Consider the following 15,650-nt stretch of genomic DNA (forward strand, 5'->3'; position numbering starts at 1 on the left):
CGCCGCTTCTCCCGCCACCAGGCGTGAAACCCACTGCTGGCGCTACTGATCTCTTCCCGCAGGGTTTCCATTCATAACCGCATGACGTCACCGTAGGCCAAGTTCGGCGCATGCATTTGAAGGCGCCCGGCCGCGCGGCTGCAGGGGCTAAATCGGCCTCGCGCAGTTTCGTCCTTGTGGGATGACTGGACCCTCTGGTCCCGCTTCCTATTGCTAAGGACGCATCGCATGAATGCCGAAGATTCGTTGAAACTCGCTCGCCGCTTCATTGAACTGCCGCCGGAAAAACGCCGTTTGTTCCTGGCCGCGCTGCAACGAGAGGGGGTGGATTTTGCCGTGTTTCCGATCCCGGGCAATGTCGCCGAGGCCAGCCGTGACCGGCTCTCGTATGCACAGCGGCGCATGGCGTTCTTGTGGCAGCTGGACCCACAGGGCGCGGCCTACAACCTGCCCATGGCCGTAAGGCTCAAGGGCGAGCTGAATCTTGTCGCGCTGCAAGCTGCGTTCGATCAGTTGGTGGCCCGCCACGAAAGCCTGCGCACACGCCTGCGGGCCGACGCCGACGAATGGTTGCAGGAGGTACTGCCGCCCGCTGCAGTGGCCATCACCCGCCACGACCTCAGCCTGCTCGAGGCCGGCGAGCGCGAGCAGCAGGTCCTCACGCTCGGCGCCGCCGAGGCGCAGGCGCCGTTCGACCTGGTGCAAGGGCCGCTGCTGCGGGTGCAACTGGTGAAGTTGCAGGCGCAAGAGCATGTGCTGATGTTGACGCTGCACCACATCGTCGCCGACGGCTGGTCGCTGAATGTACTGGTCGACGAGTTCGTGCAGCTGTACGACGCCGCGTGCAGCCAGGTACCGCTGTCGTTGCCGGCCTTGCCCATCCAGTACCGCGACTACGCCCTGTGGCAGCGCAGCTGGCTGGAGGCGGGCGAGCAGGAGCGGCAAATGGCGTACTGGCGCGACAAGCTGGGCGACGACCATGCGCCGCTCGACTTGCCGTTCGACCACCCGCAGCAAGCGCTGCCCAGCTTGCGCGGCAAGCGTGTGGAACTGCAGCTCGAGGCGGACCTGGCGGCGCGCCTGGCCGGCCTGGCCAAGGCCCATGGCGTGACCTTGTTCATGGTGCTGCTGGCCTCGTTCAAGTTGCTGCTGCAGCGTTACAGCGGCCAGCGGGCCATTCGCGTCGGCGTACCGGTCGCCAACCGCCACCGCAGTGAAGTGGAAGGCCTGATCGGCTGCTTCATCAATACCCAGGTGCTGCACACCGAGATCGACCCGCTGATGGACGTTGCGCAGCTGCTGCATCGGGTCAAGGACACCGCGTTGGGGGCCCAGGCCCATCAGGACCTGCCGTTCGAGCAGTTGGTCGAGGCCCTGGGCGTGCCGCGCAGTGTCAGCCATACCCCGTTGTTCCAGGTGCTGTTCAACCATCAGGCGGCCATCGCCGATGCAGGGCAGATTCAGCTGGCCAGCGGCCTGAGCCTGGAAAAAGTCGCGCTGGACAAGCACAGCGCACGTTTCGACCTGTCGCTGGACACCTACGAGAGTGCCGGCCGCCTGCACGCGGTGTTCACCTATGCCGTGGACCGCTTCGAACCGCACACCGTGGCGACGCTCAGCCAGCACTGGCTGCGCCTGCTACAGGGCCTGACCGAGCGTGCGCAAGGCCCGGTGGGCGAGCTGGTGCTGGGCGATGAAGCGCCCTTGGTCGTGCCCCAGGCGTTTGACGCCCCCGCGGCGGTCCACACGCTGATCGATGCCGCTGCCGCACGCGATCCGCAGCAGTTGGCGGCAGTCAGTGGCAGCCAGCAGATCAGCCATGGCGCCCTGCAAACCCGCGCCGAGGGCCTGGCCCGGGTGCTGCTGGGCGCCGGCGTGCAGCCCGACGAGCGGGTGGCGGTGCTGGCCGATCGCTCCATCGACATGCTGGTCGCCATCCTGGCCGTGCTCAAGGCTGGTGCTGCCTACCTGCCGCTGGAGCCGGAGCAGCCTCAGGCGCGGCTGGATTTCATGCTGGCCGACAGCCAGGTCAAGCGGGTACTGGCCCCGGCGGGGCGGCTGGAACTGGCGCCCGGCATCGAGCGTATCGACCCCACGGGTGATTACCCGGCGGCGCCGTTGCCGCGCGTGCCTGTGCACGCCGACAACCTGGCGTACGTGATCTACACCTCCGGTACCACCGGCACACCAAAGGGCGTCGCCATCAGCCATGGCGCCCTGGCCAACTATGTGCAAAGCGTGGGCGAACGCCTGCGTATCGACGAACTGCGCAGCCTGGCGATGGTCACCACACCGGCGGCAGACCTGGGGCACACCATGCTCTTCGGCGCCCTGTGCAACGGCAAGACCTTGCACATGCTGGCCAATGATACGGTGCTGGACGCCCAGGCCTACGCGCACTACCTGCAACGGCATGCCATCGACGCGGTGAAGATGGTGCCCTCGCACCTGCAGGCGATGCTCGCCGCCGGCAGCGATGCCCTGCCTCGGCGCTGCCTGGTGGTCGGCGGTGAGGCCATCAGCCCAGCGCTGATCGCGCGCATCGCCGCGCTGGCACCGGGGCTGCGGCTGCTCAACCACTACGGCCCGACCGAAACCACGGTCGGTGTGCTGACCCATGAGGTCCACGGCCAGGCCTTGCTGGGGCGCCCGCTGGGCAACCTCAGCGCGCAGGTTTTCGACGCCTGCCTGCTGCCGGTGCCCGCTGGCGCGCGCGGCGAGTTGTACCTGGGCGGTGCGGGCCTGGCCAGGGGCTACCTGGGGCAGCCGGCGCTGACCGCCGAGCGCTTCGTGCCCGACCCTTCGGGCCAGGGCGGGCGCCTGTACCGCAGCGGCGACTGGGTCCGCCGTGATGGCCACGGCCAACTGGCGTTCGCCGGGCGCATGGACGGCCAGTTGAAGATCCGTGGCTATCGCGTGGAACTGGCGGAAATCGACAACTGCCTGCGCCAGTTACCCGAGCTGGACACCGCCGTGGTGCGCGTGGTCGGCGAGCAGGACAACCGGCAACTGGCCGCCTACCTGGTGCCCAGGGCGTGGCCTGCGGACGAGGCGGGCCGGCAGGCCTGCATCGACGCCACCCGCCAGGCGCTGCGCCAGACGCTGCCCGAGCACATGGTGCCGCGGTACCTGATGCTGTTGCCGCACCTGCCGGTGACAGCCAACGGCAAGGTCGACCTGCAAGCCCTGCCGCAGGCGGTGACCACCCAGGTGGACTACCGTGCCCCGGTAACCGCGCTGCAAGCGGAGGTGGCGGCAATCTGGGCCGAGGTGCTGCAAGTGGACCAGGTGGGCCTGGACGACAATTTCTTCGCGTTGGGCGGCCACTCGTTGCTGGCCACCCAGGTGGTGTCGCGGATCCGCCAGCAGTTGCAGCGGGAAGTGGCCTTGCGCGTGCTGTTCGATACCCGTGACCTGGAGGCGTATGCCCAGGTACTCGAAGGCCTGGAGCAAACCGGCGGCGGCGCCATCGCGCTGCTGGACCGCAGCGAGCGCCTGCCCGTCTCCCATGCTCAGTACCGGCAGTGGATGTTCTGGAAGCTCAACCCCGACAGCACCGCCTACAACACGCCACTGGCGGTGACCTTGCGCGGCGCGCTGGACCTGGGCGCCCTGCAGGCCGCCTTCGATGCGCTGGTCGCGCGGCACGAAAGCCTGCGCACCGTGTTCGCCGAGCACGATGGCCTGCCCTGGCAGGTGGTGAAACCGGCCGCGCCGGTGCTCATCGAGTCCCAGGACCTGATCGGTCTGTCACGCGATGCGCTCAAGCCTCACTTGGACCAGCTGTTCGCCAGCCCCTTCGACCTGGCCCAAGGGCCGCTGCTGCGCGTCGCGCTGTGGCGCACTTCCGCGCAGGAGCACCTGCTGGCCGTGTCGTTGCACCATATCGTCTCCGACGGCTGGTCGATGAGCGTGATGGTGCGCGAGCTGGCCGCCGCGTACAACGCCCGCACCCAGGGGCAGGCCGACCAGCGCCCGGCGCTGGCGGTGCAGTACGCCGACTATGCCGGCTGGCAGCGCCAGCGCCTGGCCGAGGGCCAGTTGCAGGCGCAGCTGGCGTTCTGGAAGGCCAACCTGGAGGACGATTTCGCGGTGCTGGAGTTGCCTGCCGACCGCTTGCGTCCACAGCAACAGAGCTACCGCGGCGGGCGCATCGACGTGCAACTGCCCGCCGAATTGACCGGCCAGCTGCGGTGCCTGGCGGTGGCAGCCAATGCCACGCTGTTCCATGTGTTCCTGGCCTCGTTCGCCCTGCTGCTGTCGCGCTACAGCGGGCGGGAGACCCTCAACATTGGTATTCCCGTCACCAATCGCAACCGCCTGGAACTGGAAGGCCTGATCGGCTTTTTCGTCAATACCCTCATTGCCCGGGTCGGCATCGTGCCCGCGCACACCTTTGGGCAGTTGCTGGCCGCGGTCAAGGAAACCACCCTTCAGGCCCAGGCCAACAAGGACATCCCCTTCGACGTGCTGGTCGAGCAGCTCAAGCCGGAGCGCGGCCTGGGCCACAACCCACTGTTCCAGGTGATGTTCAACCACCTGCTGGATGTGGGCGAGAAGGTCTCCAGTGACAGCGTGCAGGGCTTGCACGTGGAAGAAGTGCAGTGGCTGGAGCAGACCACCCAGTTCGACCTGTCGCTGGACACCCTGGAGCGCTCGGACGGTGTGACCGCGACCTTCAACTATGCCACCGACCTGTTCGATGCCGAGCGCATCCAGCGCCTGGCGGGGCACTGGCTGACCTTGCTGGCCAGCCTCGGTCAGGCCGAGGTGGCTGTTGCCGAGCTGCCGATTGTAGATGCCGCGCAGCAGCGCCAGCTGGTCCAGGACTGGAACCCGCTGCCCATCACCACCGCACTGGCGCCTGACACCCTGCAACTGATCGAAGCCCAGGCCCAGGCACGGCCGCAGGCCACGGCGTTGGTGCTCGACGCCCAAAGCATGACTTACGGCGAGCTGAACCGCCGGGCCAACCGCCTGGCGCACCGCTTGCGCGAACAGGGCGTGGGCCCCGACGTGCGGGTCGGCATCGCAGCGCAGCGCAGCCTCGAACTGATCGTCGGCCTGCTGGCGGTTCTCAAGGCCGGTGGCGCCTATGTGCCGCTGGACCCGTCCTACCCGCGCGGGCGGCTGGTGCACATGCTCCAGGACAGTGGCATCGAACTGCTGTTGAGCCAGGCCGAACTGGCGTCGAGCCTGCCAGACCTGGCAGGCGTGCGCCGCATGCACCTGAGCGCGGCGCAGGAGGCATTGGCGGGCGGCAACGAGGGCAACCCGCAGCCGCTGACCGTGGCAAGCAACCTGGCCTATGTGATCTACACCTCCGGCTCCACCGGCAAGCCCAAGGGCGTGGCCATCGCTCGTGGCGAACTGTCGGCGTTCTGCCAGGTGGCCGCGGAGTATTCGCGACTCACCCCTGAAGACAAGGTGTTGCAGTTCGCCACCGTCAGCTTCGACGGCTTCGTCGAGCAACTGTACCCGGCGCTGTGCGTGGGCGCGCAGGTGGTGATGCGGGGCGAACAGCGCTGGGACATCGAGACGCTGACCGACACCATCGTCCGCCAGGGCGTTACCGTGGCCGACCTGCCCACCGCGTACTGGCGGCTGTTCGCCGCGCACATGCGCGGTGCGTCGTCCTGTGGCGCCCTGCGCCAGGTGCACGTGGGCGGCGAAGCCATGCCGCCCGAAGGCCTCAACGACTGGTTTGCCTCCTGCCTCAAGGGCGTGCGTCTGCTCAATACCTACGGGCCGACCGAGGCCACGGTGGTGTCGACCGTGTTCGACTGCTCGGCCAGCGCCTTGCAGGCGTTGCCCAAGGCCAGCGTACCGATCGGCACGGCCATCGGCGGGCGTGCCACCTACCTGTGCGACAGCGGCTTCACGCTGGCGCCCGTGGGGGTGGTGGCAGAGCTGTTGATCGGCGGCAACGGTTGCCTGGCGCGGGGCTATTTCAACCGGCCGGCGCTGACCGCCGAGCGCTTCGTGCCCGACCCCTTCGACACCAGCCTGGCAGGCGGTGGGCGCCTGTACCGCACCGGTGACCTGGCGCGGTACCGCACCGATGGTGTGCTGGAATACAGCGGGCGGATCGACCACCAGGTCAAGGTCCGCGGGTTCCGGGTGGAAATGGGCGAGATCGAGGGCCACCTGCTGGGCCACGCCCTGGTGCGCGAAGCCGTGGTGCTGGCGCAGCCGACCGCCAACGGCGTGCAACTGGTGGGCTACGTGGTGCCTGCCGATGCTGGGCAGGCCGGCGACCTGCAGGCCGAAGCGGCGCTGCGTGACACCTTGCGTGATGCGCTCAAGGGCAGCCTGCCCGAACACATGGTGCCGGCGTTCCTGCTCATCCTTCCGGCATTGCCGTTGTCGCCCAACGGCAAGCTGGACCGCAAGGCGCTGCCGGCGGTCGATGCCAGTCTGCTGCAACAGGCCTACCAGGCCCCGGCCAGTACCCTGGAGGCGCAGGTCGCCGACCTTTGGGCGCAGGTGCTCAAGCTGGACCGCGTGGGGCGCGCCGACCACTTCTTTGAGCTGGGCGGCCACTCGTTGCTGGCCACCCAGATGATCTCCCGGGTCCGTCAGGCCCTGAGCATCGACCTGCCGCTGCGCAGCGTGTTCGAGGCCCCAGTGCTGGCCGACTTCGCCGCGCTGGCCGGGGGCGCGGCGCGCGCAACCCCGGGCGGCATTCCCCAAGTGGACCGTGACCAGCCTCTGGCGTTGTCCTACGGCCAGCAACGTCACTGGTTCCTCTGGCAGTTGCAACCTGACAGTGCGGCGTACCATGTGCCGGCCGTGCTGCGCCTGACGGGTGCACTGCATGTGCCCGCCCTGCAACGCAGCTTCAATGACCTGATCGCGCGCCACGAGCCGCTGCGCACGACCTTCTGCCAGGACGGCGACCAAGTGCGCCAGGTCATCCACGCCAGCCTGCCACTGGCGTTCGCCGTGGAGGATGCGCAGGCCTGGGACGATGCCCAGGTGCAGGCGCGCATCGACGCGGAAATCCAGTGCCCCTTCGACTTGCAGCACGGGCCGTTGATGCGCGTGCGCCTGCTGTCGCGGGGCCAGGCCGAGCATGTGCTGATCGTCACCCAGCACCACATCGTCACCGACGGCTGGTCGGTGCCGATCATGCTCGACGAGTGGGTGCAACTGTATGAGGGGCACCGCCAGGGGCAGCCCGTGACACTGCCGGCGCTGGCGATCCAGTACGCCGATTTCGCCCAGTGGCAGCGCCAATGGATGGCGGGCGGCGAACGCGACCGCCAGCTGGCCTACTGGCGCGCCCAACTGGGCAGCGAGCAGCCGTTACTGCAACTGCCTACCGACCGGCCACGGCCCAACGTGCAAAGCCACGCTGGCGCACGCCTGGCGCTGCAGCTCGACGCACCGCTCACCCAATCGTTGCGGGCGTTGGCATCGGCGGCCGATGCCACGTTGTTCATGGTGTTGCTGGCGGGTTGGCAAAGCGTGCTGCAACGTTACTCGGGCCAAGCCGATATCCGTGTCGGCGTGCCCATCGCCAACCGCACGCAGGTGGAAACCGAGCAGTTGATCGGCTTCTTCGTCAACACCCAGGTGATGAAGGCCGAATTCGCCCCCGACACCACCTTTGCCGGCTTGCTGGCCCAGGTGAAACAGGCCGCCCTGGGCGCGCAGATGCACCAGGACCTGCCGTTCGAGCAACTGGTGGAGGCTTTGCAGCCCGAGCGCAGCCAAAGCCACAGCCCGCTGTTTCAGGTCATGTTCAACCATCAGGGCCAGGCCCAGGGCGACCGCCGCACGCTGCCGGGGCTGAGCCTGGAGTTGTGGCCGCATGCCCATGGCACCGCGCAGTTCGACCTGACCCTGGACACCGTCGACAATGGCACCACCCTGGCGGCGTCGCTGACCTATGCGACCGAACTGTTCGATGCCGCGACCGTCGAGCGCCTGGGGCGGCACTGGCTGCGGTTGCTGCAAGCGGTCGCCGCTGCGCCGCAGCAGGCAATCGCCCGGGTGGCGTTGCTCGATGCCGACGAACAGCGCCATACCGTGCAGGCCTGGAACCCGCGCACCGCGCACTATCCACAAGGCCATTGCCTGCACCAGCTGATCGAGCAGCAGGTGGTGCGCAACCCGCAGGCCATCGCTGTAACCCTGGGCCGCCAGCACTTGAGCTATGACCAGCTCAATCGCCGGGCCAACCGCCTGGCGCACCGCCTGCGCGAGCTGGGCGTAAGGCCGGATGTGCGCGTTGGTGTGGCGCTGGAGCGCAGCCTGGAGATGGTCGTCAGCCTGTTGGCCATTCTCAAGGCCGGTGGCGCCTACCTGCCGCTGGACCCGCATTACCCGAGCGAACGCCTGGCCTACATGCTGGAGGACAGTGGCGTGCAGTGGGTGCTGACCCAGCCGCACCTGCAGCAGCGGCTGTCGGCCGGCCCGGCGGTGCAGTGCCTGGAGGTGGGCAGCGGCGAGGGCGCCTGGTCGGCCTACAGCGAGGCCAACCCCGACAGTGGTGCGCATCCGCAGAACCTGGCGTATGTGATCTACACCTCCGGCTCCACCGGCAAGCCCAAGGGCACCTTGCTCGCGCACCAGAACGTCACGCGCTTGTTCGCGGCGACCCAGGGCGATTTCGGCTTCGACGCCGGGGATGTCTGGACGGTGTTCCATTCCTACGCCTTCGACTTCTCCGTGTGGGAGCTGTTCGGCGCGCTGCTATATGGCGGGCGGGCGGTGATCGTGCCGCAGGACGTGGCACGCTCGGCCGAAGATTTCCATGAGCTGCTGGTGCAGGAGCGGGTCACGGTGCTGAACCAGACTCCTTCGGCGTTCAAACCGCTGATTCGCGCCGCCTGTGCCGGCGCCCGCGAGGGCAAGGCACTTGCCCTGCGCTATGTGGTGTTTGGCGGTGAAGCGCTGGATGTGGCCAGCCTCGCACCCTGGTTCGACCAGTTCGGCGATGCCACACCGCGGTTGATCAACATGTACGGCATCACCGAGACCACGGTACACGTCACCTACCGCCCGGTGACCCGCGCGGACTTGCAGGGCGGTGTGACCAGCCCGTTGGGCCGGGTCATCGACGACCTGACCTGGTACCTGCTGGACGAAGCGTTCGAGCTGGCGCCACAGGGTTGCCGGGGTGAGCTGCATGTCGGCCGGGCCGGCCTGGCCCGGGGCTATTTCAACCGCCCGGCGCTGACCGCCGAACGCTTCGTGCCCGACCCCTTCGACACCAGCGCGCAAGGAGGCGGGCGGCTCTACCGCACGGGCGACCTGGCCCGTAGCGCAGGCAATGGGGTGATCGAGTACAACGGCCGTATCGACCACCAGGTCAAGGTGCGGGGCTTCCGCATCGAGCTGGGGGAAATCGAGGCCCGGCTGGTGGAGCAGGCGGTCGTGCGCGAAGCCGCGGTGCTGGCCCAGGAAGGGCCGGGCGGCACGCAGCTGGTGGCCTATGTGGTGCCTGCCGAAGCGCTGCCCGGCAGCCTGGAGGCCCAGCAGGGCCTGCGCGACAGCTTGCGTAGCGCGCTCAAGGCGGTGCTGGCCGAGCACATGGTGCCGGCCCATCTGCTGTTTCTCGCCAGCCTGCCATTGACCGCCAATGGCAAGCTCGACCGCAAGGCGTTGCCGCAGCCACAGACCGACCGCCAGGGGCATGCCTATGTCGCGCCCGAGGGTGAGCGCGAGCAGCAGGTGGCGGCGATCTGGGCCCAAGTGCTGGACGTCGAGCGGGTAGGGCGCAGCGATGACTTCTTCGCCCTGGGCGGGCATTCACTGCTGGCGACCCAGGTGGTGGCGCGGGTGCGCCAGCAACTGGCGCCGGGCCTGAAGCTGCGTGCCCTGTTCGATCACCCGCGGCTGGACGCGTTTGTCGCCTGCCTGGGCCATGACGAACAGGCGCGGCCAGCGCTGCCGCTGTTGCAGGCCCGCGCCGTCAGCACCCAGGCGCCGCTGGCGCTGGTGCAGCGCCGGTTGTGGGTGGTCGAGCAACTGTCCCCAGGGAGTGCCGCCTATGGCATGCCCATGGCGTTGCGCCTGCGCGGCGAACTGTCGGTCGAGCTGCTGCGTGCCAGCCTGCAGGCTGTGGTCGGCCGCCATGAGGTGCTGCGCACCACCTATGGCCAGGACAGCGAGGGCGAACCGGTTGCCCTGATCGCACCACACCTGGCCGTAGACCTGCCATTGCACGACTGGTCGCAGTCGAGCCGCGCCGAACAGGAGGCCCAGGTGGCGGCCCAGGCGCTGGCCAACGAAGCCCATCCGTTCGTGCTCGATCAGGGGCCGCTGCTGCGTATGCAGCTCGCCCGCCTGGGGCCGCAGGAGCATGTGCTGTTCTATTCGATGCACCACATTATCTCCGATGGCTGGTCGATGGCGGTCATGGCCAACGAACTGGTGGGAATCTATGCCCGCCTGCGTGCGGGGGACCACACGCCGCTGCCGCCACTGGCGCTGCAATACTCGGACTTCGCCCACTGGCAGCAGGCGCTGCAGGACGCTGGCGTGCTGCAGCAACAGGCGCAGTACTGGGCACGGACCCTGGCTGGCTACTCCGGGCAGTTGCCGTTGCCGCTGCGCCAGCCGCGGCCTGCCAAGGCCAGCCATGAGGGCGGCACGGTCCCGTTCCGCCTGCGCGAAGGTTTGACCGCGGCACTCAACGCCTTGGCGGCGCAGGCCCAGGTCACCCTGTACAGCGTGATCCTGGCGGCCTTCCAGGCCTACCTGCACCGCCTGACCCGCAGTGACGATGTGGTGGTGGGCGTCGACTACGCCGGCCGCCAGCAGCCTGAACTTGAAGGGTTGATCGGTTTCTTCGTCAACGTCCTGCCGGTGCGCTCACGCCAGCTGCCCGGCAGCACCTTCGCCCAGTTCCTGGCGCAGGGGCGCGAGCAGTTGCTCAACGCATTCGAGCATCAGGACCTGCCGCTGGACATGATCGTCGAGGCCGCACGGGTACCTCGGCACAAGGGCATCAGCCCGCTGGTGCAGGTGCTGTTCGTGATGAACGACCTGCCACTGCCCACCGCGGGTATCGACGGGTTGAGCGTCGAGGCGCTGCCCAGCGTGTCGCAGCAGTCGAAATTCGACATGGCGCTGTTCGTCGAACAGGGTCAGCAGGCCGAGCTCAGCGGCCATTGGCAGTATGCCTCGGCGTTGTTCGAGCAGGCTGAGATCCAGGGGTTCGTGGACGGCTGGATCGCCGTTCTCGAGCAGATCACATGTGACCAGAGCGTGAGAGTGGAAGACATGAACGTGCCAATGCAACACGCGGCGGCCGGCCCGGCAGTACCTGCCGGCAAAGCCAACAAGCTGGACAAGTTCCTGAAAAAGAACCAGGCCCGTCCGGCAGGGCAAGCGCAGCAACCGGTGCGCGAGTCCCTGCTGGTGCCAGAGCAGGTGTTCCCGTTGCTGCTGGAACCGACTGACCCCGGCCTAGACGTGACCGGCTGGATCGCGGCCAACCGCGCCTGGGTCGAGGAAAAGCTGGTTCACCACGGTGGCATCCTGTTCCGCAATTTCAGCATCCCCGACAGCCAGGCGTTCGAGGCGTTCGCCGAGGCGGTGCAGCCAGGCCTGTACGGCAACTACGGTGATCTGCCGAAGAAGGAGGGCGGGCAGAACACCTACCGCTCCACGCCTTACCCCGAGAAGAAGATGATCCTCTTCCACAACGAAAGCGCCCACCAGGACAGCTGGCCGCGAAAGCAGCTGTTCTACTGCGAGCTGCCGTCGCCGGTCGGCGGCGCCACCCCGGTGGTGGATTGCCGGCAGATGTACCAGCGCCTGCCCACCGCCCTGCGTGAGCGGTTCGAGCGCAATGGCTTGCTGTACGTGCGCACCTTCACCGGCAAGCTCGACGTGTCCTGGCAGCATTTCTTCAAGACCGAACAGCGCGCCGAAGTCGAGGCCCGCTGCCAGGCCTCCGGTATCCAGTGGCAGTGGCTGGCCGATGACGGGCTGCAGATCCGCACGCCATGCCCGGCCATCATCACCCACCCGGTGAGCGGTGCGCGGTCGTTCTTCAACCAGGTGCAGTTGCACCACCCTTCCTGCCTGGATGCCGACGTGCGCGAAGACCTGCTGACGCTGTTCGGCAACGAGCGTATGCCGCGCAACGTGTATTACGGCGATGGTTCGCCGATCGAGGACGAGGTGATGCAGCGCATCGGCGAACTGTACGAAGCCTGCGCGGTGCGTTTCGACTGGCGCAAGGGCGACGTGATCCTGCTGGACAACATGCTGATCGCCCACGCCCGCGACCCCTTCGAAGGGCCGCGCAAGATCGTCGTCGCCATGGGCGACATGCTCGACCGGGCCAGCCTGGCGGCGACCCAGGTACAGCCACAGGAGGTGGACGCATGAGCACGCCAATGTCTGAAAGCGTTGCCCTGTGCCCGCAACAGCAAGTGACCCTGAAGGCCCTGCAGCGCGCCACGACCTTCGCCCAGGCGTGCCGGCAGGTCACCCTGCACATCCAGGGCGAGCTGGATGTGCCGCGCCTACAGCGCGCCGTGGCCGCGCTGCCCGAGCTGCACCCCGAGCTGACCGCGCGGCTGCAGACGGTGCCGGGCTTCCACGGCCTGCGCTGGTGCCCTGGCGCCGACCGCGCGCCATTGGCATTGGCCGCGCACCTGTCGGCGTTGCCTGCCGAGGCGCTTGAGCAGCAGCGCCAGGCCTGGTTGGACTCGCCGTTCTCCCTGACCCAGGGCCCCTGGGCGCAAGCCTTGCTGCTGCGCCTGGACCAGACGCATTGGCAACTGACCCTGGCGGTGGCCAGCGTGCTGGTCGATGGCCCTGGCATGGGCCTGCTGGCCGAAGGGCTGATTACCCTGTACCGGGCACCTGATACACGCCAGGACGAGGCGGCCGGGTGCTTCGAGCAGTACCTGCAATGGCGTGCGGAAACGGCCATCGACGAGGATGCCGGGCAGGCCCAGCGTTACTGGCACGATCATCTTCAGGGTGAGGCGAGCGGCCATGCCAGGCTGGCGTATCGCCTCGGCGACAGCCGTGGAACGCCGGTGCAGCGGGTGCAGGTCGCACTCGACCCGGCGCTGAAGGCCGGCCTGCAAGGCCGGGCCGCCGCATTGCAGGTGGCAGTGCCAGCCTTGTTGCAGGCCGCCTGGTGGGCGCTGCTGGGGCGGGTCAGCGACCAACCCGCTTTCCTCGCTCAATGGCGCCATGACGGCCGCGAGGACTATGACTACTTTGCCCAGAGCGCCGGCGTGCTGGAAAAGGCCCTGCCGGTGCAGGTGCGTATTGATGAAAGCCAGCGCTTCGATGCGTGGGTGAGCGCGTTCGCCGCGCTGGCGGCGCAGCACGTGACCTGGCAGGAGTACTGGGCGGCGGCGCCTGACCAGGCGCTGCCCGCCCTGGGTTTTGCCGCTGTGCGTGAGTACTGCGTCGACGCCCCGTCGGGGTGGCGCCTGGAGCAGGTGGCGCAAGGCGCTGATGGCTGTGAACTGATGCTGCAGGTGCAGCTGTCGGCGCAGGGTGAATGCAAGGCACTGGCGCTCGATTTTCTGCCCGACTGCTACAGCGCTTCCAGCATGCAGCGTCTGCTCGAACAGTTGCTGATGTTGCTGCAAGGGGTTGTCGATGACGCCACGACCGCGATCGGCGCGCTTGACCTGGTCGGTGCGGCGGAGCAGGCACGCCTGCTGGCCCTCAACCCGGCAGTACCGACGTCGCCGGCGCCATTGCTGATGGCCCGGCTGGCGCAGTGGCTGGCACAGGCGCCGAGCCGCGATGCGCTGGTGCACGGCGAGCAGCGCCTGAGTTACGCCGGCCTGGGGCAGCGGGTCCGGCGACTGGCTGCCGGCTTGGCTGCCCAGGGTGTGGGGCCGGGGGCCCGGGTGGCCGTCGCCTTGCCCCGTTCGAGTGCCCTGGTGGAATCGATCCTGGCCACCTGGTGGCTGGGCGCGGCCTATGTGCCGCTGGACCCACATTGGCCACAGGCCCGCCAGGCCAGCATCGTCGGCCTGGCGGGCGCGGCCTGGCTGCTCGGCCAGCCCGCGCAGTCAGATCTGTGGCACGCGCAGGGTGTGCAGTTGCTCGACCCGGCGGCGCTGGTGGTGCAGCAGGCAGACGACGGTGCGCAAGCTTGCCCGTTGCAGGGCGACGAGGCGGCCTACGTGCTATTCACCTCCGGCTCCACCGGCGAGCCCAAGGGCGTGGTGATCGAGCATCGGCAGTTGGCCAACTACCTGGCCGGTGCCACGCAGCTCATGGGCCTGGAGCAGTGCTCGCGGTTCGCCTTCACCAGCGGCGTGGCGGCGGACCTGGGCAATACCACCCTGTTCGGTGCCCTGTACAACGGGGCTTGCCTGCTGGTGGCGGATGAAGACACCCTGCGCGACCCCGAACGCTTCAGGGACTACCTGGTGGCCGGCGAGGTCGATTGCCTCAAGATCGTCCCTTCGCACCTGGGCGCCTTGCTCGAAGCCGAACAACCACGCCTGCCTGGCACCCTGGTACTGGGTGGCGAGGCGCCAGCCCCTGGCCTGCTCCAGCGGGTCTTCCAGTTGCGCGCCGATTGCCGCGTGTTCAACCACTATGGCCCCACCGAGGCCACGGTCGGAGTGATGGTGCAGGTGCTGACGCCTGAGCCGCTCGGCCACGGGCCGGTCGGGCTGGGCAGCGTGCTGCCGGGCAACCAGGTGTACGTGCTGGATGCACGGCACCGCCTGGTGCCCCCTGGCGTGCTGGGCGAGCTCTACATCAGCGGCCGGCAGCTGTGCCGGGGCTACCTGAACGACGCGGGCGAAGCCTTCGTCGACCACCCGTTCGAGCCGGGAGAGCGGCTGTACCGCACGGGCGACCTGGCCCGTTACCGCGTTGATGGCAGCCTGGCCCTGCATGGGCGCAGGGACCAGCAGGTCAAGCTCAATGGCTTCCGGGTCGAGCTGGCGGAGCTTGAGGCCGAGCTGCAGCGGGTGGCCTGTGTGCGCGAGGCAGCGGTGGTCGCGGTACCTGCCGAGGACGCCCAGGCGGGGCTGCAGCCAGCGGCCTTCGTGGTGGTGCAGGCCGATGAGCAGAACCCGCAAGCCAGTATCCGCCGCGACCTGGCCTTGCGCCTGCCGGAGCCGTTGCTACCACGGCGTATCCAGGTGGTGGCGCAGTTGCCCCGGCTGGCCAATGGCAAGGTCGACCGCCAGGGCTTGGCGAAGCTGGCACCGCAGGCCCCGCAAACCGAGCAGCAGCCAGCCCGCACGGCGCTGGAACGCCTGCTGGCCAAGCGTATGGGGCAATTGCTGGAGCAGCCGGCGCTGGGCCTGCACCAGGACTTTTTTGCCGCAGGCGGTCACTCGTTGCTGGCAATCAAGCTGGTGGCGGGCATTCGCAACGTGCTGCGCCGCGAGGTGAGCCCGGCCATGGTGTTCGACAACCCGACCGTGGCCGAGCTTGCCCAGGCCCTGGGCGCATTGCCCGGCAGCGATGCGCAGGCGCTGGAAGCGCTGGCCCGTGCCCACTTGCAACTGGAGGCATTGCCGCCGGAGCAGCGCGCGGCACTGGAAGAAAAGGCCCGGCGCCTGCGCGAAACGCAGCGCTGAACCGAGGGCCCGGGTGCGTCCGCGCCCGGGCCTGTTCACAAAATTGCAAAAAACTCTAATTTCTCCTGAGCGTCGCTCGTCTCATCTACGCCTTCATCCAAGGCGTAG

General features: G+C 68.2%; 2 protein-coding genes. Both read left to right on the forward strand.

The genetic code is table 11. The features are described from left to right. Positions 1-228 precede the first annotated feature (228 nt). Complete coding sequence (locus tag AACG97_RS09300; RefSeq protein ID WP_225785732.1) at positions 229-12,351, forward strand: non-ribosomal peptide synthetase; 12,123 nt, start codon at positions 229-231, stop codon at positions 12,349-12,351. Further along, entirely contained in the window at positions 12,348-15,542 is a 3,195-nt protein-coding gene (locus tag AACG97_RS09305; RefSeq protein WP_225785731.1) for a non-ribosomal peptide synthetase, read from the forward strand. The genes AACG97_RS09300 and AACG97_RS09305 overlap by 4 nt, the downstream gene beginning before the upstream one ends. The last annotated feature ends 108 nt before the right edge of the window (positions 15,543-15,650 follow it).

Origin of the sequence: Pseudomonas sp. Nvir (genome assembly GCF_963778085.1) — a bacterium.
Classification (GTDB): domain Bacteria; phylum Pseudomonadota; class Gammaproteobacteria; order Pseudomonadales; family Pseudomonadaceae; genus Aquipseudomonas; species Aquipseudomonas juntendi.